This is a genomic window from Rhodococcus sp. NBC_00294 (assembly GCF_036163995.1).
Classification (GTDB): Bacteria; Actinomycetota; Actinomycetes; order Mycobacteriales; family Mycobacteriaceae; genus Rhodococcoides.
The window spans coordinates 204063-224843 of the sequence record NZ_CP108043.1 but is presented as its reverse complement, the minus strand read 5'-3'; the positions used below and the strand labels follow the sequence as shown (position 1 = coordinate 224843).

The window sequence follows — 20781 nt, the reverse complement described above, 5'->3', positions numbered from 1 at the left end:
GAACAGCTCGGCTGTCGGCCATCAAGACAAGAGAGGAAGGTCCTCGTGATGTCCAGTGCAGAACTGACGACAGAACGACCGACAGAGCTGGCAACGGGCTCCATCATCGGTGTGGTGGCCGAGTCGGCGCCCGCCGAATCACGCGTTGCGGCGACACCAGCTACCGTCGCTCAGCTTCTGCGCCTGGGATATCAGGTACTGGTCGAAGAAGGCGCCGGAGTCAGAGCCAGCTTCCCCGACGACGCGTACACTGCTGCCGGGGCTCGTGTCGTCTCTACCAGCCAGGCATGGGACAGCGACGTGGTCTTCAAGGTGAATGCACCCACCGACGACGAGGTTGATTCGCTGAGAGCGGGAGCGATCCTCGTCGGCATCCTGGGCCCCGCCCACGACCCATCTCTGGTGAAGTTGCTAGCCGAGCGACACATCACTGCCTTGGCGATGGACGCCGTTCCCCGAATCTCACGAGCCCAGTCGATGGACGTCCTCAGCTCGATGGCCAACATCGCCGGCTACCGCGCAGTGATCGAAGCAGCGCACGCATTCGGCCGCTTCTTCACTGGCCAAATCACCGCCGCCGGCAAGGTGCCACCAGCCAAAGTTCTCGTCGCCGGCGCCGGTGTTGCAGGGTTGGCGGCGATCGGTGCGGCCGGCAGCCTCGGGGCCATTGTGCGCGCCACAGACCCGCGGCCCGAGGTAGCTGAGCAGGTCCGATCATTGGGCGGTCAGTACCTCCCGGTCGTGGTCGAGGAAGACCAGATGCAGTCCACCGACGGCTACGCACGAGCGACCAGCGAGGCCTACAACCGGCGCGCTGCGGACCTGTACTCGGAGCAGTCACGGGAGGTCGATCTCATCATCACCACAGCTCTTATTCCCGGGCGTCCCGCCCCCCGCCTCATCACAGCCGACGATGTGGCGAGCATGAAAAGCGGGTCCGTCATCGTCGACATGGCGGCATCACACGGCGGCAACGTCGAGGGGAGCGTGGCGGGCGAGGTGGTTCGCACTGCCACCGGTGTCACCATCATCGGTTATGCCGATCTTGCCGGACGGCTTCCCGCTCAGGCGTCTCAGCTGTACGGCACCAATCTGGTCAACCTCGCGAAACTGTGCACACCGCACAGCGATGGCGCCTGGACGATCGATCTCGACGACGTAGTACTGAGCACCATCACGGTGGCTCGCGCCGGAGAGACGCTATGGCCGCCGCAGCCCGTGCCGGTGACCGCAGCACCCACCGCCGCGAACGAGGCTGCGCCGACAGCGACGACCACCGCCAAGAAGCCGCGGTCCACCGCGACTACTGCAATCGCGATCGCAGCCGGGTTCATCGCGCTTTTCGCGGCGGCAGCCTTCGCCCCGGATCCGATCCCGCGCCACCTCATGGTGTTGGTGCTCTCGACGGTCATCGGCTTCTATGTGATCGGCAAGGTTCATCACGCCCTGCACACACCGCTGATGTCGGTGACGAACGCAATATCCGGTGTCATCGCTGTCGGCGCTCTACTGCAAATCGGCACCGATGATGGTGTTGTCCTTGTCCTGGCAGCATTCGCATCACTGCTTGCCTCCATCAACGTCTTCGGTGGGTTCGCCATCACACGCCGGATGTTGGCCATGTTCGCGAAAGAAGCGTGAGATGACGTTGACATCCGCGGCCACCGCCGCATATTTGGTTTCGTCCATTCTGTTCATTGTGTCGCTAGCGGGACTGTCGCGCCACGAGACAGCCAAGCGCGGTCTCTTCGCCGGTGTGACGGGCATGGTCATTGCAGTGACAGCGACCGTCGTTCACGTCGTCGCCGGCGAACCCGGTACTGCAGCAACGGCATTGCTGTTCGTTGCGGTCACCGTCGGTGCAGTAGTCGGACTATCGCGCGCCCGCAGGGTGCAGATGACCGAAATACCCGAACTCATCGCGTTGCTGCATTCGTTCGTCGGTCTCGCTGCGGTGCTCGTCGGGTGGAACGGATACCTCGATGCGCCCTACAGCGGGGGCGCCCTCGCCAACATTCATCATGCCGAGGTCTTCATCGGCGTCTTCATCGGCGGCGTAACCCTCACCGGCTCGATCGTCGCGTTTCTGAAATTGTCCGCCCGAATCAACTCTAAGCCTCTTGAACTCTCGGGCAAGAACGCGATCAACATCGGTGCACTGATCCTGTTCGGCGTGCTCACCAGCGCGTTCGTCGTACATCCGCATCTGTGGCAGATGTTCGCCGTCACCGCGATCGCCCTCGCTCTGGGATGGCATCTGGTCGCCAGCATCGGAGGCGGCGATATGCCGGTCGTCGTGTCAATGCTCAACTCCTACTCGGGCTGGGCAGCAGCCGCTTCCGGTTTCTTGCTCGGCAACGACCTGCTCATAGTCACCGGCGCCTTGGTAGGCTCTTCCGGCGCCTACCTGTCGTTCATCATGTGCCGAGCAATGAACCGGTCCTTTCTCTCTGTCATCGCGGGCGGTTTCGGGGCTCCGCGCGCGTCATCGGATGACGACGATCAGCTCGGGGAGTACAAGGAAGCCAGCGTGGGGGAGACGGCCCAGTTGCTGGCATCGGCGTCGTCGGTCGTCATCACCCCCGGCTACGGAATGGCAGTGGCACAAGCCCAATATCCGGTCGCCGAGCTCACCCGTGTCCTGCGCGAGCACGGAGTGAACGTCCGTTTCGGAATCCACCCCGTCGCCGGGCGGCTACCCGGGCACATGAATGTCCTGCTCGCCGAAGCGAAGGTGCCCTACGACATCGTTCTCGAGATGGACGAGGTCAACGACGACCTGCCCCAGACCGATGTCGTGCTCGTCATCGGGGCGAACGACACCGTCAATCCAGCCGCGACGGAGGACCCCGGCAGCCCCATCGCCGGAATGCCGGTTCTACGAGTATGGGAGTCCGCGGACGTCATCGTGTTCAAGCGTTCGATGGCCGTCGGGTACGCCGGCGTCCAGAACCCGCTGTTCTTCAAGGACAACACTCAGATGCTTTTCGGAGACGCCAAAGAACGCGTCGAGGACATCCTGCAAGCTTTTCGCGAGCAGCCGTCGTTATCGAACAATTCGGCCCCCGCTCTCTCATGAACGACACCGCATGCGCGGGTATCACGGCCGCCATACAAACAACTAGTAGATAAGAGTTTACGTGACCACCTCTGTCATCGTGGCGGGCGCACGCACCCCCGTCGGCCGCCTCCTGGGGTCGCTGTCGACCCTCTCCGGCTCCGACCTCGGCGGCGTCGCCATCGCCGGTGCACTGGAGAAGGCCGGAATCACCGGTGACCAGGTCCAGTACGTCATCATGGGCCAGGTCCTCACCGCCGGCGCAGGCCAGATCCCCGCACGCCAGGCCGCCCACGCCGGCGGCATCCCCCTCAGCGTTCCTGCCCTGACCATCAACAAGGTGTGTCTGTCCGGTGTCGACGCCATCGCCCTCGCCGACCAGATGATCCGCGCCGGAGAGTTCGACATCGTCGTCGCCGGCGGCCAGGAATCGATGTCCCTCGCCCCGCACATGCTCGAGAAGAGCCGCAGCGGATTCAAGTACGGCGACGTCACCATGAAGGACCACATGGCCTACGACGGCCTCTACGACATCTTCACCGACCAGGCCATGGGCGCCCTCACCGAGGACCGCAACGCCGACACCCGTTTCGTCACCCGCGAGGAGCAGGACGCCTTCGCCGCCGCGTCGCACCAGCGCGCCGCCGCAGCCTGGAAGAACGGCGTCTTCGACGACGAGGTCGTTCCCGTCAGCATCCCGCAGCGCAAGGGCGATCCCGTCGTCGTCACCAGCGACGAAGGCATCCGCGCCGACACCACCAGCGAGAGCCTCGCCAAGCTGCGCCCGTCCTTCGACAGGAACGGCACCATCACCGCCGGCTCCGCGTCCCAGATCTCCGACGGCGCCGCAGCGGTGGTCGTGATGAGCCGCACCAAGGCCGAAGAACTGGGTCTGACCTGGCTCGCCGAGATCGGCGCCCACGGCGTCGTCGCCGGACCCGACTCGTCGCTGCAGTCCCAGCCCGCCAACGCCATCACCGCTGCATGCGCCAAGGAAGGCATCGCCCCCACCGACCTCGACCTCGTCGAGATCAACGAAGCCTTCGCCGCGGTCGGCATCGTCTCCACCCGTGAACTGGGCATCGACGCCGACAAGGTCAACGTCAACGGCGGCGCCATCGCGATCGGTCACCCACTCGGCGCGTCGGGCGCCCGCATCGCCCTGCACCTCGCCCTCGAGCTGAAGCGACGCGGCGGCGGAACCGGAGCCGCAGCCCTGTGCGGCGGCGGCGGTCAGGGCGACGCCCTTATCCTGCGCGTCCCGGATGGAAGCGCCTGACGTGCCGATAACCGACGTTGCGCCGCCGCGATCGCGTCTCGAAGCTCGTCGGTGCCTGCAGCGGACCTTTGGCTACCGCGCCGCGGCACCCCCACATCGGGATTGTGGATGAGATTGCTGACAGAGGTTCACGGACCCGTCGCAGTGTGGACGATGAACCGACCCGCCAAACGCAACGCCTTCGATGGCGGCATGACGGCCGCCCTCGACACGGCGCTCAACGACTTCGAGGACGACGACAACCTACGCGTCGGAATCCTCACCGGGGGGAAAACCGTGTTCTCTGCGGGCACCGATCTGTTGTCCTGGGCGGGGGAGCCCACCACCCGAGGCGGCGCCTACGGAATCGCCGGTCGTACCCTGTCTAAGCCGGTCATCGCCGCGGTCGAGGGAGCAGCTGTCGGCGGCGGCTTCGAGATCGCCCTCGCCGCAAGTCTCATCGTGGCGTCGGTGTCTGCTCAGTTTTCACTTCCTGAAGTAGGACTTGGACTTGTCGCCGAATGCGGTGGACTATTCCGCTCACCGCGAGCACTGCCGCTCAACGTAGCGCGCGAAATGCTTCTCACAGGTGCACCGCTTTCAGCCGAGCGGGCTCACACACTGGGATTGGTCAACCGCGTGAGCGACCCAGGTCATGCACTCGACGCGGCGATGCAACTCGCACAAAGAATCGTGACGCTGGCACCTCTCGCGGTGCGAGAGACCCTTCGCGCAACAACCGTGTGGGCAGCGAGTGGCGATGATTGTGGCTGGGAGGCGACGAACAGCGCCAAGCAAATCACGCGTGCATCGTACGACTCCACAGAGGGGGTCGCAGCATTCATGGAACGGCGCACGCCTCAATGGCGCGGAAGATGACGTGCCGCTCTCGGTGAGCACGGCGAAGGACGCATCGGCCCGCCTCTACCTTTACGGGACGACCCTTATCGAGCCACTTCTATCCCTCCGTCAGGAGGCGAGTCGCCGGGCTCAGCGCACGAAGGTTACCCACCGCAGCGAAGATCGGTGCTCAAGGAGGAGCGAGGAGTCTCACCCGTTCTCGGGCACGCGCCGTTGCAGACGCTGCGGACCTCGCCGCACGTGAATCACTGCGCCGAAGGTCCAAATCCTGCGTCTAGTCGAGACGTCTGTACTGAGCATGTGGATCCAATCTTCGTACGTCGGCACCGACGAGTCTCACCCGTTCTCGTGTGTCCGTGGTGTCGACGCCATGGAGAAGTGGTCGTCTTCGATCGCCAGGACCTCAGGAAAACGACTGAGCACTACAGCGAGTTCAGCGGCTCGGTCAGCACCTACGCTGACGCCGGTGGGGTTGTGTGCACGAGGAGTGATGATGACGGCACGTGCTCCGCTCCGAGGGGCATCCTTGAGACCGCCGGGGGTCATTCCCCTCTCGTCCAACGAAATTGGGGCTTCGCGGTAGCCAGTCGCACGGTGCCTATGCTGGCCGGAAAACAGGGGTCTTCGAGGGCGACTGTGTCACCACGGATCAGATAGGTGGACAGGCCCGCTCGACAGCACTGACTTCACCGTGCGTGACGAAGAGATCCCCACCGATCGAGTTGTCGAACAGTTGAATGGACGCCTTTCGTAGCGCGGGACGCTGCTGTTGCGCCGTACAACGCGGGGGTTGCTGATGTGGCAGCGACTGCGGCGGGCAGATCGGGAAGCAGCCTGACATCGGGGTTGCCGCTCGCCAGGTCCAGCGTTCGCGGGGTTATACGTGCTTCTTCGACGACCATGGGAAGCTCGGTGATGACTGTTCCTGCGCGATGGCCGGTACGGGAGATGCCCGCTGAAACTAGTTGCTTGTATGCGGTGGCCACTGTGTTGCAATTGATCGCGAGTTCAGCGGCCAGAGTGCGTATGGGAGGCAGAGCACCATACGGCAAGAATTGGCCTTGACCAACGAGCTCCCGGACACATCGCGCAGTGGGCGACGGGCGATGGTGAACAGGGCCGGGTCCGGTTCTGGTGGTGTGCGCGCATCGTCCCGGGCGGCGAGCCATTCGCGCCGAACGATGCGCTCGGCGCGTGCCGCACGATGCGGGCCCATACCGCGGTGGTCAGTACCTGCCGGTGTCTGATGTCGTCGAGGCATCCCGGCCCGAGGTTCACGTGGTTCTTCTCGACGATAATCAGCCCGGCGACCCGCAGATCGAGCACCGCTTCGTAGCCGCTGGTGCGCCCGATACCGACCACGACGAACACCTCGTCGGCGGCCAACTCGTCCGGGGCGGCGTCGACGGCCTCGTAGAGCATGCGCTGGCGCCACAACGCTCCAGCCGGGTGTACCGACTCGATTCGTGCTGGCCGAACGGGCTTCTTCGCGCCGGGTCCGTGACCGACTCGCCTGCGGCAGTAGCTCGCCGCACCGGCACGAACTGCACAATCGTGCACTGCAGGGGAGACCGGCGGTCCGATCATGCCCAAGGAAGGACATAGCCAATTGACGAACATCGACCGCCGACTCCACCTCAGTCCATGGATCGAGCTTTAGTGCCCTCTTGGCGAGAGTTTGTCGTTTCGGCAACAAACCGATCGCTTCCCAGTAGGTCTTTGTCTCGGAGGAATAAAAGCCCTACTGCAGACACTACTGCCGTGGCCAGAAAGAAATACATGGGCGAGGAGATATCCCCGGTCTGGCGGATGAGGGCAGATGCAATGAGAGGTGCGGATCCACCGAAAAGCGCTACGGGAATATTATACCCGAGTGCGATTCCAGTGGATCGGACTCGCGCTGGCATGAGCTCACTCATGGTCGCGTAAGGCGAGCCGCAGTACAGTCCCATTCCTACGGCAACCGCGATCAAGGGCAGTAAGACACCCGTGGGTGATGCGGATGGAGCAGTAGAAAAAAACCATACGATTGCAGCGGCCCACAAAGCGAGTACGACAAGCAAAAAGTTGCGTCGACTGCCCAGCTTGTCGGTAATCATTCCGCTGATCGGCATCAAGACTACGCCGATTATTCCTGCCAACAGAACGTAAAAGAACGTACGCCCCGGGCTGAACTCGAGAGAGGTTTTAAGGTAAGTAGAGAAGTAGGTATAAACCAGGTAGAAACCTGAGGCCAAGAATGTGATTACCGCAGCCATGAGGAGTAGTTGCCGGGGGTACCGGAAGACTTCACGAAGCGGTGCCTCGGCGACCATGTCTTTCTCTTGTAAATCCCTGAACTCGGGGCTGTCTTCCAGCTTCAGACGAATGAAGACAGCTACAACTCCGAGAGGGCCGGCGATGAGGAAAGGGATCCTCCAGCCCCACTCAGTCATTGCCTCGGTGCCCAGCATCCATGTGATTCCGTTTCCAACGACGGCCCCAAGGAGGAGTCCTACCCCCGCTGTCGCGAGAACGAGGCTTGTGGAGAACCCGCGTTTTTCAGGCTTCGAGTACTCGGAGATAAATGCGGTGACCGTCGAGACCTCACCTCCGGCAGACAACCCCTGAATCAACCGTAAGAGGACCAGTAAGATAGGCGCCGCAATGCCGACGCTGCTCATCGTCGGCAGTGCGCCGATGAGCATAGTGGAGCCGCACATCAGACTTATTACAAGGAGGAGAGTCTTTCGGCGGCCTACTCGATCTGCTAGTGGGCCGAAGAACATTCCTCCGACAGGGCGAATGAAAAAGCTCAGTGCAAATACTGCGAACGCGCTGATGGTCCCGACGGCTGGGTCATCGGAGGCGAAGAAGTTCGCCCCAACATACACAGCTAAAAAACCGTATATTCCGTAATCGTACCACTCAATTAAATGTCCCACGATTGCGCCCAAAAAAGCCTTTCTTCGCGCTTTGTTCGTAGGTTTTGCGATTGTCTTAGATTCTGTACTTGGCATCTTTGGTCTCTTTTCGGCGTCGGAGCGGCCGGCGCCCACGGTGCGGGGTGGTACGGCCACTACTGAGAAGCTGGCTATGTTCAATATTGTGTGAAACTGAACTAGCCGTGAGCTGCGGGCGCAAATGATACGTTGAGGAACCGGACCTTCGTCCGGACGCTACACCGTAGTTTGCAGAAGTAGTTGCAACAAGGGGAAGATGGTTCGATTCGACGTGTTTGCATCTACCGGGAATTGTCGCGAGCGTTCTAGTCCTTATCTGAACCGGGCATTGCCCCCTTGTCCTCCATCGGGCACCCGCCGCAGGTCGGGCACTACCGAAAATTGTGCCGCGAGTCACATGAATGCGCTACTGCGAAACCTGCAAGGCCGATGTGCAAGGACGCACAGCCATACCGACGTCCCGCATCGGCGACGCCGGCAATGAACCACCGTCAATCACGCCCACCCAACTGGGTGCGATAGCTTCATCAAAGCTGTTGCGCAAGTGCGTGCTTGGCGACTTCCTGACACAGTCGTTACTAATTCTTGGTAGTGTTGCTTACCTGTTTTACGCCACCGACGTCCGCCCCAGACGTCCGAGTCCCACCGTCAATGTCGTCTCTGACTAGCTGTAACCGCGGGTGCGTCGATTAATGCCAATTTCAGGGGTGCCGAGCAGTTTTTCCGACTGCGACGCGCCGATCGAGTCCGATCGGCGGCCCGTGTCGCGTCGTGTCAAAGACTTCAGTCGCGCAACCGTGTTAATCACGGTGGCCCCGGTTCCTGACTGACAACGGAGTGCGTCGCGGCGGTGGCGTCGTGTGTTCCGGCTTCATGCCCTTGGAACGAGGCGGGTGATTTCCTCAAGTTCGAATCGCAGCATCGTGGTTAGGCCGCAGCCATAAAAGTACCTAACTCGACGACAACTGGTGCAGCTTCGGCAAAAACCACCGGTCGCCCACGTCAGAGGACTGTGATCAGCGCAGGAGACCGTGCAGCAGGAGGTGCCCGAGCTCGGCGAACGCATCGGCAGCGGACATTCCCGTTCGATCGAGCAGGACACCCGACTGCACCCCCTCGATGGCGAGCGCCACGATCTGAGAGGCGAACACGCCGTCCCGCGCGGAGAACACGCCGCTCTCGATGCCCTCGTCGATGAGCTCGCGGACACGGTTCGCAGCCGTCTCGGTGTTGCGTCGGTAGATCTGAGCAGTGGGCTCGAAGGCCACCATGTCCGCGTAGAACGCCCGTGAGTTGCGACGCATCGCATCGGCGACACCGCCCAGATACGTCGTGATCCGCAGACGCGGATCCGACTGTGCACGGACGTCGATCTCGATGGCCTCGGCGGAGGAGCCGAAGAACTTCTTCGTCGCCAACACCACCAACTGCTCCTTGGTGGTGGCCACGCTGTAGAGCGTCGCCTTCGAGCAGTGCAGTCGCTCGGTGAGTTCGGCCATCGTGACGGACATGAATCCCTCGGCCAGGAAGATGTCCTCGATCTGACGCACCAGATCGTCGCGACGTGAGACGTCCACCCGTCGCCGCCGCGGCGTCCGCACGGTCGCGGCGCCTCGCTGACTCGGAGTGGCAGGCATGGTCGCAGTCTTCCACAGCCGTGCAGCCCCTCCCGGCATCATCAACCCCCCAAACCTGCCGTGGTAGGTAATTTGTGCGGTACTATACGAACCTATTTGGTACCCACACTCGGAAGGGCAGTCATGTCAGTCGACGTCGACCACCGTGTCAGCGAGATCCTCGATACCTACTCCGACACCGGCGCGGATGTCGCGCGGCTGTTGTGCGACCGGCATCCTCCGGATCGGACCGCTGTGACCGTCGTCGGAGCAGGCGACACCCGCATCGTCACGTACGGGGAACTCGCCGCGTCGTCCATGCGTGTCGCCAGGTATCTCATCGACGGCGGGATCGGCCGCGGCGACCGCGTCGCCACTGTGATGGGCAAGAGCGCCGATCTGGTCTCGGTACTGATCGGAATCTGGCGCGTCGGTGCCGTCTACGTCCCGCTGTTCACCGCGTTCGCGGAGTCGGCCATCGAGTCACGGCTGGCGGAGGCGAACACCCGGTTGGTGTTCACCGATCGCGGCCAGAGAATCAAGGTCCCGGACGGTCCGTGGACGACGGTCGTGCTCGACGACGGCCCGAACGGCATCACATCCGACCTCGCAGCGCAGCCCGCGGCCCCCATCGAGTCCACCCCGGTCGGCGGTGATGCACCACTGGTCCACATGTTCACCTCGGGAACGACCGGAACCCCGAAGGGCGTTGGCGTGGTGCACCCGGTCCGCTACATCGCCGGATGGGTCGGCTACCTCGAATTCGGTCTCGGTGTCGACGAGAACAGCTCCTTCTGGTGCGGCGCCGACCCCGGTTGGGCCTACGGGCTCTACACCGCACTCGTCGCGCCTCTCGCCGCCGGCGTCCCCACTGTCCTGCTCCAAGGCGGATTCTCCCCCGCCGCCACATGGTCGACGCTCGCAGACCTGGCCATCACCGATTTCGCCGCCGCACCCACCGTCTACCGCGGACTGCGCGCCTCCGGCATCACACCTCCCGAGGGGCTGGCTCTGCAACAACATTCGAGCGCCGGCGAACCCCTGACACCCGAGGTGAACGAGTGGACCTCCGCCGCACTGGGCCTGCGCGTGCACGACCACTTCGGACAGACCGAGCTGGGGATGCCCATCGGCTACCCCCACCACCCGGCGGTGCGCCGCGAGATCTCCGAGGGCGCCATGGGGCCGGCGCTTCCCGGATGGACCATGACCGTCCTGCACGCCGACACCGACGAACCCGCCGCCCCGGACACCACGGGACGTCTCGCCGTGATCGTCGCCGACAGCCCGTTCATGACCTTCACCGGCTACGCCGGGCACACCGCGCCGAGCGATCGATTGTGTGGTGGCGGAGCATATTTCACTACGGGTGACACCGCGAGTATGGACTCCGAGGGCATCGTCCGGTTCTCCTCCCGCGACGACGACGTCATCATCATGGCCGGGTATCGCATCGGTCCCTTCGATGTCGAGTCGGCCCTGCTGCGCCACCCCGAGGTTGTCGAATGCGCTGTCATCGCCGCACCCGACGCGGTCCGAGGTGAGGTCGTCGAGGCGTACGTCGTGCTCGCCGACGCAGCCGCCGGGACCGATGCCCTCATCGGCGAGCTGCAGAACTGGGTGAAGACCCACTACGCCGCCCACGCCTATCCGAGGCGCATCCACCTCGTCGACACCCTCCCCAAGACGCCGAGCGGCAAGATCCAGCGTGCCGAACTGCGACGACTCCGACGCGCCGCCGACGCAGGTATCGCGTGAGCGCCGAACCCGCGGTCCTGGTAGCCGACGACGGCCCCGTCCGCACCCTGACCCTGAACCGACCTCACCGGCGCAACGCCCTCGACGCGAGGCTCGTCGGCGCGCTCGACACGGCCCTCACCGCCGCCGAGAACGACGAGAACACGCGAGCGTTGATCCTCGCCGGTAGCGGGAAAAGTTTCTGCGCGGGAGCGGATCTGCAGTACTTCCTCGAACTGCACCGGGACAGGGGCACGCCCATCGGCTTTCTGCGCCGGGTCTCCGCACTGATCACCCGATTCGAGACCAGTCCCCTGCCCGTCGTAGCCGCGCTGCACGGGCACGCTGTCGCCGGAGGCCTCGAACTGGCCCTCGGCTGCGACATCGTCGTCGCGGCCGACGACACCCTGATCGGGGACGGCCACATCCGCAACAACCTCCTGCCCGCAGGAGGATCCAGCGTTCGGCTGCCCCGCAAGGTGGGCGACGCCATGGCGCGGTGGCTCGCGCTCACCGGCGACCTGGTGACACCTGACCGTCTCGCCGCCACCGGATGGATCCACTCCATCGTTGCCCCACCGGACCTGCAGGCAGCCGCCCTGCGCGTCGCGCACCAGCTCGCAGAACACAGTGGCCCCGCCCAGTCGGACTTCAAGACACTGCTTCACGAGCTCACCACCCTGAACTCCACCGATGGACTCGCCCGTGAACTCGACGCGTTCGAGGACCACTGGAGCATCAACGACGTCCCCGCTGACCTGAACGCGTTTCTTGATCGAAAGACCCTGCACGACAACGTCACCGAAGGAACACGATGAACCGATACCACGACCACGTCGTCCTCGTCACCGGAGGAGCGCAGGGTCTCGGCGCCGCCATGGCCACGCGCTTCGCTTCCGAGGGCGCCTCCGTCGCCATCGGCGACGTCACGCTCGACGCCGCAACAGCATTGGCGGGCGACCTCCAGCAGCGGTACGGACAGGTGTGCACAGCTCACCGTGTCGACGTCACCGACTCCGCGGAGGTGGACCAGTGGGTGGACACCGTCGCCGAGGACCGGGGCCGCATCGACGCCCTCGTCAACAACGCCGGCATCATCCGCGACAACAAGATCGACGACATCGACGACGCCGACTGGCATGCCGTCGTCGACGTCTCGCTCACCGGATCGTTCTACTGCACCCGCGCCGTACTGCCCCACATGCGAGAACGGCAGTACGGGCGCATCGTCTCCTTCTCCTCCATGAGCTGGCGCGGCAACTACGGCCAAGCCAACTACGTCGCCGCCAAGGCCGGCATCGTCGGCCTCACCCGCACCATCACCCTCGAGACCGCCCGACACGGCATCACCGCCAACGCCATCGCACCCGGACTCATCGAGACACCCATGCTCGCCTCCATGAACGCCCCCGCCCGCGACAAGCTGATCTCCAAAGTGCCACAACGAAAAACCGGCAACCCCGAAGACATCGCCGAAGCCGCCGCCTACCTCTGCTCCCCCGCAGCCGGCTACGTCAGCGGCATCGTCCTCGACGTCGACGGCGGACTCGGCATCGGATCCTCCATCCGCTGAGAACAGGCACGAACGCTGGTCGCGGCAGAACCCAGCAGACCGGGCAAGGTCGGCATGTGGTGAAGCTGACCGACGAGCAGCAGCTCGCCGTGCAAGCCGCTGCCCGGGTGCAGGGTGTGACGGTGCGCCTCCGGTCGACGCCGACCCACGAGAGGGAGATGATCGCGCGCAGAGGCCGTGCTGTGGAACGAACCCGCCTACGCCTCGACCGCACGGGCCGGCTCGTACCGAACCCTTCGCGACACCCTGATCGGCATTCTCGAGGAAACTTCGGAACCAGCCGATGCGGTGGCGTCGGCCGATGCCGTGATGGCGATCCTCGGCGGCGTCCTCACCATCCCCGGTGACCGTCACGGCCTCGCCGACTCCGAAGTCGGCGCAACCGTGCACCGACTCATCGCCCCCCGTCCTGCGGTGACGCGCCGCGATCGCTCAGAACGACACGCAAACACCGAGGACGGCCGTCCAGACGACAACAGGTGCGGGCAAGGTGTGAGCGACGGGACCAGTCGCCTGCGGCCGGTTAGGCAACTGTGATCCCGCGCCGGCTCTCAAAACGGGACGTGGCGCACCGGGAGGTACGGTCGTTACGACACCAGCCGAAGAGGGCGCTACTGGCGCGAAGCTCCGCGGGAATGCACTCGACTTCTGACGCAGTGCAGCTATCTTCTGAAACTGACATCCGCTGATCGATCGACCAGGGGCGGCTGCGTGCCAAAAACGTGAGCGGAACCGATCGTGTCAAAACAGTTCGTGTCGGTGAGTTGTGGCAGCCTTCGGCCCTGTGGGACACAAATACGGCTACGCCAGGGTCTCGACGACCGAACAGACCCCCGCTCTACAGAGCGACGCTCTGACGGCCTTCGGGTGCCAACGCCTCTTCATCGACACCGTCAGCGGATCCACCACGACACGGCCAGCGCTCACCGAGCTCCTCGCCACGCTTTTGCCTGGCGACACGTTGTGCGTCTGGCGGCTCGACCGACTCGGCCGCAATCTCCCGCACCTGATCGAGCTCGTCGATGGACTCAAAGCCAGGGGAGTGGCGTTTGCATCCGTCACCGAACAAATCGACACCCGCACCGCCAACGGCGAGCTCATCTTCCACATCTTCGGTGCCCTCGCCGCCTTCGAACGCCAACTGCTCCGCGAGCGCACCAACGCCGGCCTCACCGCAGCCCGCGAGCGCGGGAAGATCGGAGGCCGCCCACCCGCACTCTCACCGGCCAGAAAGCGTGAGGCCACCCGAATGCGCAACCAGGGCAGCACAGTCGGTGATATCGCCGACGTGCTCGGCGTCAGCAAACGAACACTGTACCGGCACTTCAGTGAAAACCACTGACGGGAAAACGGCCGTGAAGACCCCTACCTCGCGCCGATCGACGGTTCCCACGGCACTAGAGTCAGAACGTCAGTAGACGCACAAGAGCGGAGTTCAGCCCGCCCAGGAGGCGGGCGCGCAGCGCGACGCTGCGGGCAAACGTGATGTGCAGAAGCTGGCCGAGGCGCGGCGCCTCACGGCGTTCCTGGTAGTGCCCAGGTTGGAGTGCCGCTTCCCTGCACGACAGCGTTATGCCGCCACGGTAGCTATACCGTGCAGGGAAGCATGCTCGACTCACAAGGGCGACTGCGCAGCCGGCCGTAAGACCGCCTGGTTGACCCGCATCCCATCACCGCGCAGCTCGGCCGCGAACGTCCGCAACTCGTCACGGGTCAACTGGGCGTTGCCTTTGGTCAGACTGTGGACTCGGGATCCGTTCGGCGACACCAAACGCAGAGTGGTCTTGCTGTTCTTTTTCACGGTCCATCCCTGCGCTTCGGCGTTAGCGCACAACAGGTCCAGTTCCGCTTCGAGAGAGCGACTCACACCGGATGCAGCAGCCGTGGACACCGACTGACGCGGCCCCAACCTCTCCACCTGCTTTTGAACCTGCAGAACAGCCGGCCCGACAGCAGCTGTCACGTTGCCGTCCTCACGCGTCGGGTACTTGAGAGTCGTGAGACCGAAGACATCCGACGGCAACCGCGCATTGCCGGTGAGCAGCAGATACGCACGCTCCCTGCCAAGCACACCAATGAACAAGCCCAACTCCAGAATGACGTTGTCGCGCACCGCAAGCGACGTACTGCCCCGGCTGATCGTCGTATCATCAGGCGACGCAACGAGAATCGCGAAATCGTGCTCCCGCGCGACCTCACACAACGCGTCGATCGCAAACGCCCCTGGCTTGAACACGTCCTGATCCCACACAGTGGTTTCACAGACCCGCCGTTCTTGAAGCACGCTCTGCAAGTTGTAGGCAACCGCGCTTCCCTCACGGGACGAACCTATGAACAGCTTCGGCAGACTCACGCCCCGATGTTATCGGGCACGCATGAAGAGTGTCCTGCACGACACCGCCGGACTGGAAATGAGGGCACCACAGCGGCGCCCCCACGAACAGGCGATCACGAGAGGCGATCCAACGCGAAATTAGCGCGCCGCTCGTAGACCCGCAGAAGAACTTGCAGCAGATGCAAAGCCTCCAGCGCCGGATACAGAACGGTGGAGCGATTGCTGGTCAGCTGAAGATCGTGCACACCCCGATCCGCCGTGCCGTACCGCTCGATATCGGACACACCGAGGTAAGCCCACGGCCTTCCATGCGCAAATCCTGAACACAGCTGCCACGGGAACATCACCCTCAACCCAGAGTTCTCCTCCGTGTGAACAAGCGCTTCCGTGCTCGTGAACCCCCCGGTCACCTTCTCGGTGATACCTCGCGCGTCAGCAACCCGTTGAAGTTTCGCGAGCTTGCTCTCCAACGACCGACGACCTGGAACACCGAGCCGACCATACGCACGCTCCCCATCCCGAAAGTTCTTCGCGTTCCAACGCAAAACACACTCGACCCGCACGTCACGCGTCGGTGGATCGAGAATCCAGAACGCCGCAGCGAAGCTCTCTAAAGCACCGCGCGACAACGAGAACGGCGCGGCCACATGTAGGAATCCTGAGTCGACCACCAACTTCTTGACAGCATGAAGATGATCCACCCCCGCTGTCATGCACATCCGCACGCAATGCGAGACCTGATAAGGGGCGCTCGCGGCATCGTCGCCAGCCAGAGACGACGTCGACCCGACCGGAAACTCGCTGGGTGTACCCATGCGGACCGTCACCCTTTCGATCAGAGGTGAAATCTCGGCCCACTTGGCCTCGACATCCTCTTCTGTCACCCGCCGGTCAATCTCATCCATCACCAAATCAAACCACCGCTGATCGAGTCACCTCCTCAGCCGCGGAGACTGTGGGCTACCGCGACCCGCGGGACGCGGCCCAGCTTCGTCGCTCCCGCGCAATCGCCATCTAGCCGAGCAGGTGGAAGGTGGCAGCCGGGGGAGTGGCTGACTGTTGCTGATCGCAGGCCGGCCGTGAGCGGCCGGGCGTAGGCCACCCTGGCGGGCATCCACCTGAATGGAACTCCGCTGTGCTCCGTTCTGTCGAAGAGCGTTGTTCTTTCGACCATCTGGCTTCTCCGATCGTGCGTCACCCGTGCCCGTCTTACCCACACCCGACCTCCACTGCGCTCCGGCCCCTACGGGGTCCGAAAACTTTGCGACCCGTGCCTCGCTGCGCTCACCTCGAAAACTTTCCGACTCGGGTGCAGGATGCCGTTCCCGTGCACCGCCCTTCTCTCCCCACGCCAGATGACGGCGAAAGAACACGTAGAGAGGGGCCCGATCACCATGACCACACGCCGCGCCGCCCGCACCAGCACCACGTCCGCCGAGGACAAGGCCCACGCCCGCCGTGAGTTGGCCGAACGCCTGCACGCCTCGATCACCGAACAGGTTGCCGCGCTGGTGGATTCGTCCGCCTGGAGCGCCTACCTCGACCACATGGCCGCGTTCCACTCGTACTCCACTGGCAGGGTTGCCGTATTCGATCATGCGAATAGCGGGACTCAGGAGTGGCGGTCGGCGGCGTAGTTCGCCCATTGACCGTTGGCCCGGAGGGTGTGCTGCGCGACGGTGTGTGCGTTCAGGCCCAGCATCGTGGCGAGTGCGCTCGGTGGGAGCTCTCTGGTGAGGTGTGCGATGGCCGACAGTCTCAGAGCCCGCGGACTGATACCGATGCGACGCAGCCGGTTTCCGAGTGCGGTCGCTGTTATTGGCATGTCAGCACGGTGACCGGGGAACAGCCATGTCTGAGGTATCTGCTCGGAGGTTCCTGCGCGTCGTGGTCGGGGTAGTTGCAGCGCGATCTGGGCGAACGGATCCGGTAGCAGGAGCGTGTCGGTGCTGCCGAGCCGCAGTTCGACCCCGGCGCCGGTTTCGGTGACGTGGGCATTGGTGAGCCCGGCGATGCGGGTGAGTGGTTGGGCGAACAGCGCGATCAAGGCGCCGGCGAGCCGGTCGGCGGGGTCCAGCGACTCGTCGTGGACGAGGCGTCGACAGATCTGCCACCTCTCGTCGTCGCCGGTGGGAACTTCCGCTCGGCCTCGGTAGCTCGAGGGGAGGGTGAGTGCGAGGGGTAGATGCCGGTTGCGTCGCGCCCACGTCAGGAAAGACCGAACGCGCCAACGGACTGCTCCGGGTGCGCTGAACCAGGTGTCGATGTCGTGTTGTGTGCACTCGCCGAGCTCGGTCGAGTGCTGCTGCAGCAGGTCGAGGAACATTGCCGATTGGCGGATCTGTGAGCGAGCGTTCTGGGCGCCGACATGACCTTCTCGTTTCTCGGTCGCCGCGCGCAATCTGGGTAGTACGGCCCACTGTGTCCACCTGGTCAGGAGTGCGCGGTGGTTCGGGGTCAGGCGGCTCAGTAGTTGAGGGAGTTGGGCTTCGAGGCGGCGCAGGCTTCGGTCGAGGTCGGGACCGAGGATGCCAGTGGCGACGAGGAGTGCGCGCAGGTGCTCGACCGACTTCGGGTGCGGGAGGGTGTCGAACGAGGCGTGTGTCAGAGCGATGCTGTCGTTTTGGATCGACTGCAGCAGGGGTGTGGTGCGTATGAGCCACCGACGGGTGGTGACGGGTTCGGCGTGCAGGAGCGGCTGCCGCAGCGGTGCGAGCGGGCTATCTGCTCCTGAAGGGATGATCACGTCGAGGCGGCGGGTCATCGTGCAGCGGTGACACAAGGTGTCGCCTTCGACGCAGGTGAGAGCCAATCCTGTTGCATCGCAACAGGTGCAGGTGCGACGCGCCTTCTGGCGGCACCACCGGCAGGTGTCGTCGTCGTCCAACAGTTTGTCCGGCTTTGCGCAGCCGGCGCACGCGCCGCGGTGCTGCGTGGCTCGTTTTCTGCAGCGGTCGCACACCGTCATGCCGCGAACCTCGGCGGTGGTGCAGATGCGACACCGTCCTGCGATCACTGTCGCCGGATGTCGGCGCGTCGGGGTGTACGCGTCTTGGCGCGGGTGGTCGCGGCAGCGGTGTCGGGGCGGTGTGTCGATGTTCCGGTCGCGGTCCCGCTGGCGGGTTCGGCGATCGGTTCGATCAGATCGTTGGGTGTGCAGGTGAGGATGTCGCACAGTGCCATCAGGGTGCGCAGGCTCAGACGTTCGGGTGTCCCGGTGACCAGGCGATACACCTGCGCTTCGGAAAGCGTTATGCCCCGTTCTGCGAGGAGTGGTCCGAGTCCGGTGGTCGCGAAGATGCCCTGGTCGGCCAGGAGGCGGCGCAAGTGCCACTGGTAGTTCAGCTGCGGTTGCGGCATCAGTTCTCCCCGTCGGTGCTCGCGGTGGTGAACGCCCGACTTAGTGCCCGTCGGAGAGCGTTGTTCTTGTAGTCGGTGCCGACGCTGGTGTAGATCGCGGTGGTCGATCCCCAGGAGTGGCCGAGCTGTTGCTGCACGAAGAGGTGATCGAACCCGTCTTCGAGCAGGTGTGTGGCGTACGAGTGCCGCAGACAGTGCGGACCGAGGTGCTTCTCCAGGCCGATGGCATCGCGGTACTCGGCGAAGCGTTGAGAGATCGACACCGCTCCTACCCGCGCGCTGCGCTCGGTGGGCCAGAGGGCGAGCTGGTCGGAGTCGTAGAGGGGACGGATCTCGGTGACCCACTCATCGACGGCCTCGGCCGCCCACTCCATGGTGGTCAGCACGGTCCGTCGGCGTGGTGGCCCGCCCGTCAGAGCCTTGCCGTAGCGCACCGACAGTGCCCCGTAGCGGCCGAACTCTGCGGCCGCCGGGTTGGCGGTCCAGTCGACCGTGTCCAACATCGAGGCCTCACGCCGACGCAGCCCCCACGCATAGATCACCTTGAACAGCGTCGCATCGCGATAGCTCGCCAGCCACCCCTTGCGGCCGGAGGCACCGACCCGGCTCACCCGAGTGTCGCAGTAGTCGAAGAACGCCTGTAGCTCGTCGCGGGACAGCGGCCGATTTCCCGGCCGCCCCTCGTAGTCGCCGCGGTGCACGACCATGTTCCACTCGTGGAAGACCTGCACCGGGTGCACCCCGAAGTGCCGCTCGCAGACCTCGTACCACCGGTACCGGGTATCGGAGATGTAGCCGCAGAACAGAGACACCGCCATCTGATAGAGCCGCACCGTCGAATGCGCGGCGCCTGTCTCGACCAGATGACTCGTCCATTCCTCGACGTCTACGGACGTCCACAGCCAGGGGTAGTCGTTGGTAAAAGTGACCATCCTGCGCACGATCTGCGTTCGCCGCTCGATGGTCAGATTGGCGAGTGCGCGAGATCGTTGCTGATTCTCCCAGCCGTTGATCATCGCGGCCAGCACGGTCTCCTCGGGGGCGAGCAGTGCCACACCGTCGCGCAACAGTTCGTCCGCGAGTCCGCATATGGGGTGCAACCGCGCGTCGGTTCTAAGGTCGGCCATAATTAAATGAACGTATCACGCATCAGATGCATGATCGGTTGAGTTGGAGGGATGGTTCTTTTGCAACACACTCGACCGCGCAACAGGTGAGAGAGCTTTACCAACGGCAGAAGTCGAGCCTGGAAGCATGGTGTGGTCCAGTGAATGACGGTCGGCAGCGCACCTGAAGCCGTTGGCGCAGCTCGGCTGGAGGGGTAAGTTTTCACCGGTGAGTGCGCCGACGTGGGAGATGCTGAAAGACCGCAACGCAGCCGCGACGAAGCTCAACGTGTCGGGATCACTTCATGTGATCGGCTCTGGCGGCTTGGGGCCTGTCGACGACCACTTCGTTTTCTTCCATGGCCGAGAAAACCAATGGTGGGTGGAGCGAAACGGCATCACCGTCTACGCCTCGTCGAGCTCGACAGACACGGTGCCGGTCGTGCGAGTCAATGGGCAGATGGTCCACCACCGCCGCAACAGCATTCCTCGCATCGGAGACCTGTTCACCCCGAGAGACCTCCTCGGCCCACGGTCCCTTCTCTCGCGCACCACGCGAGCTGAACCAGTCGCAAGTACCCCGAGACCGAGCGCCCACAACGAGCGTCCAGGATGGACAGTCGACCTTGCTTCGTCAGGTGGGATGACGGCGACCATCGCTATTGATGACCGAACGGGGATCATCACCGAGTTGCACAGCCCTGACCACGAGCACTCTCTTCGACTTGAGAATCTGGTCGAGCACCGCGACTTCCCAAGCAGTCGATTCGTCTGGGATGGCCCCACAATGGAGCGTGACGAGGTGCCGGACTTCGGAATGTCGTGGTGACCAAGACGCTCTGGGGTCGTTGAGGAGCGAGTGAGATCCGAGATCCGCTACCGAAGATCCTGTAAAGTGATGTCTGACAACATCATTGAGGTGCGTAGCACCACGT

General features: G+C 63.8%; 20 protein-coding genes. 11 read left to right on the top strand and 9 right to left on the bottom strand.

Translation table 11 applies throughout. From position 1 onward, the window contains the following. Positions 1-48: 48 nt before the first annotated feature. From OHB23_RS01065 to OHB23_RS01050, 4 genes are all read left to right on the top strand, one after another. A complete protein-coding gene (locus tag OHB23_RS01065; protein WP_328810633.1) occupies positions 49-1641 on the top strand; it encodes a Re/Si-specific NAD(P)(+) transhydrogenase subunit alpha in 1593 nt (530 codons plus the stop codon). Position 1642: 1 nt separating this feature from the next. Further along, positions 1643-3079 carry a Re/Si-specific NAD(P)(+) transhydrogenase subunit beta gene (pntB, locus tag OHB23_RS01060; protein WP_328810632.1) on the top strand — a complete coding sequence of 479 codons (1437 nt, stop codon included), beginning with the start codon at positions 1643-1645 and terminating at the stop codon, positions 3077-3079. A gap of 61 nt (positions 3080-3140) precedes the next feature. Further along, a complete protein-coding gene (locus OHB23_RS01055) occupies positions 3141-4337 on the top strand; it encodes an acetyl-CoA C-acetyltransferase (protein ID WP_328810631.1) in 1197 nt (398 codons plus the stop codon). 108 nt (positions 4338-4445) lie between these two features. Further along, positions 4446-5195, top strand: a complete 750-nt coding sequence (locus tag OHB23_RS01050) for an enoyl-CoA hydratase-related protein (RefSeq protein WP_328810630.1) — start codon at positions 4446-4448, stop codon at positions 5193-5195. Between the two features lie 668 nt (positions 5196-5863). Here OHB23_RS01050 and OHB23_RS22930 read toward each other — a convergent pair. The 4 genes from OHB23_RS22930 to OHB23_RS01035 form a co-directional block, all read right to left on the bottom strand. Next, positions 5864-6229 carry a hypothetical protein gene (locus tag OHB23_RS22930; RefSeq protein ID WP_442973006.1) on the bottom strand — a complete coding sequence of 122 codons (366 nt, stop codon included), beginning with the start codon at positions 6227-6229 and terminating at the stop codon, positions 5864-5866. Then, on the bottom strand, positions 6186-6599 hold the full coding sequence (locus OHB23_RS01045; RefSeq protein WP_328810629.1) for a hypothetical protein: 414 nt from the start codon (positions 6597-6599) through the stop codon (positions 6186-6188). Before OHB23_RS01045 ends, OHB23_RS22930 begins: the two co-directional genes overlap by 44 nt. A 215-nt stretch (positions 6600-6814) precedes the next feature. Continuing rightward, positions 6815-8215 carry an MFS transporter gene (locus tag OHB23_RS01040; RefSeq protein ID WP_328810628.1) on the bottom strand — a complete coding sequence of 467 codons (1401 nt, stop codon included), beginning with the start codon at positions 8213-8215 and terminating at the stop codon, positions 6815-6817. Positions 8216-9135: 920 nt separating this feature from the next. Beyond that, a complete protein-coding gene (locus OHB23_RS01035) occupies positions 9136-9756 on the bottom strand; it encodes a TetR/AcrR family transcriptional regulator (RefSeq protein ID WP_328810627.1) in 621 nt (206 codons plus the stop codon). Positions 9757-9879: 123 nt separating this feature from the next. On the opposite strand from OHB23_RS01035, the gene OHB23_RS01030 reads away from it, so the two are divergent. The 5 genes from OHB23_RS01030 (at position 9880) to OHB23_RS01010 (ending at position 14387) form a co-directional block, all read left to right on the top strand. Then, entirely contained in the window at positions 9880-11493 is a 1614-nt protein-coding gene (locus tag OHB23_RS01030; protein WP_328810626.1) for an AMP-binding protein, read from the top strand. Then, positions 11490-12290, top strand: a complete 801-nt coding sequence (locus tag OHB23_RS01025) for an enoyl-CoA hydratase/isomerase family protein (RefSeq protein ID WP_328810625.1) — start codon at positions 11490-11492, stop codon at positions 12288-12290. Before OHB23_RS01030 ends, OHB23_RS01025 begins: the two co-directional genes overlap by 4 nt. Further along, complete coding sequence (locus tag OHB23_RS01020) at positions 12287-13045, top strand: SDR family oxidoreductase (RefSeq protein WP_328810624.1); 759 nt, start codon at positions 12287-12289, stop codon at positions 13043-13045. The genes OHB23_RS01025 and OHB23_RS01020 overlap by 4 nt, the downstream gene beginning before the upstream one ends. 177 nt (positions 13046-13222) lie before the next feature. Further along, a complete protein-coding gene (locus OHB23_RS01015) occupies positions 13223-13582 on the top strand; it encodes a hypothetical protein (RefSeq protein ID WP_328810623.1) in 360 nt (119 codons plus the stop codon). Positions 13583-13811: 229 nt separating this feature from the next. Further along, positions 13812-14387 carry a recombinase family protein gene (locus tag OHB23_RS01010; RefSeq protein WP_328810622.1) on the top strand — a complete coding sequence of 192 codons (576 nt, stop codon included), beginning with the start codon at positions 13812-13814 and terminating at the stop codon, positions 14385-14387. Between the two features lie 273 nt (positions 14388-14660). On the opposite strand, the gene OHB23_RS01005 is transcribed toward OHB23_RS01010, so the two are convergent. Continuing rightward, positions 14661-15398 (bottom strand): nucleotide-binding protein, encoded by a 738-nt coding sequence (locus tag OHB23_RS01005; protein WP_328810621.1) that lies wholly within the window; start codon positions 15396-15398, stop codon positions 14661-14663. 95 nt (positions 15399-15493) lie between these two features. After that, a complete protein-coding gene (locus tag OHB23_RS01000; protein ID WP_328810620.1) occupies positions 15494-16285 on the bottom strand; it encodes a hypothetical protein in 792 nt (263 codons plus the stop codon). A gap of 489 nt (positions 16286-16774) precedes the next feature. Here OHB23_RS01000 and OHB23_RS00995 point away from each other — a divergent pair, with 489 nt between their 5' ends. After that, positions 16775-17017 (top strand): hypothetical protein, encoded by a 243-nt coding sequence (locus tag OHB23_RS00995; RefSeq protein WP_328810619.1) that lies wholly within the window; start codon positions 16775-16777, stop codon positions 17015-17017. Here the strand turns inward: OHB23_RS00995 and OHB23_RS00990 are convergent. The 3 genes from OHB23_RS00990 to OHB23_RS00980 all read right to left on the bottom strand — a co-directional run bounded on the left by OHB23_RS00990 (position 16993) and on the right by OHB23_RS00980 (position 19867). Then, positions 16993-18144, bottom strand: a complete 1152-nt coding sequence (locus OHB23_RS00990; RefSeq protein ID WP_328810618.1) for a hypothetical protein — start codon at positions 18142-18144, stop codon at positions 16993-16995. The genes OHB23_RS00995 and OHB23_RS00990 overlap by 25 nt on opposite strands. A 248-nt stretch (positions 18145-18392) precedes the next feature. Then, on the bottom strand, positions 18393-18740 hold the full coding sequence (locus OHB23_RS00985) for a helix-turn-helix domain-containing protein (protein WP_328810617.1): 348 nt from the start codon (positions 18738-18740) through the stop codon (positions 18393-18395). Then, entirely contained in the window at positions 18740-19867 is a 1128-nt protein-coding gene (locus tag OHB23_RS00980) for a tyrosine-type recombinase/integrase (RefSeq protein ID WP_328810616.1), read from the bottom strand. Before OHB23_RS00980 ends, OHB23_RS00985 begins: the two co-directional genes overlap by 1 nt. A gap of 208 nt (positions 19868-20075) precedes the next feature. On the opposite strand from OHB23_RS00980, the gene OHB23_RS00975 reads away from it, so the two are divergent. Continuing rightward, the gene (locus OHB23_RS00975) at positions 20076-20675 is read left to right on the top strand and encodes a hypothetical protein (protein WP_328810615.1); all 600 of its coding nucleotides are present in this window, start codon (positions 20076-20078) and stop codon (positions 20673-20675) included. Positions 20676-20781 lie beyond the last annotated feature (106 nt).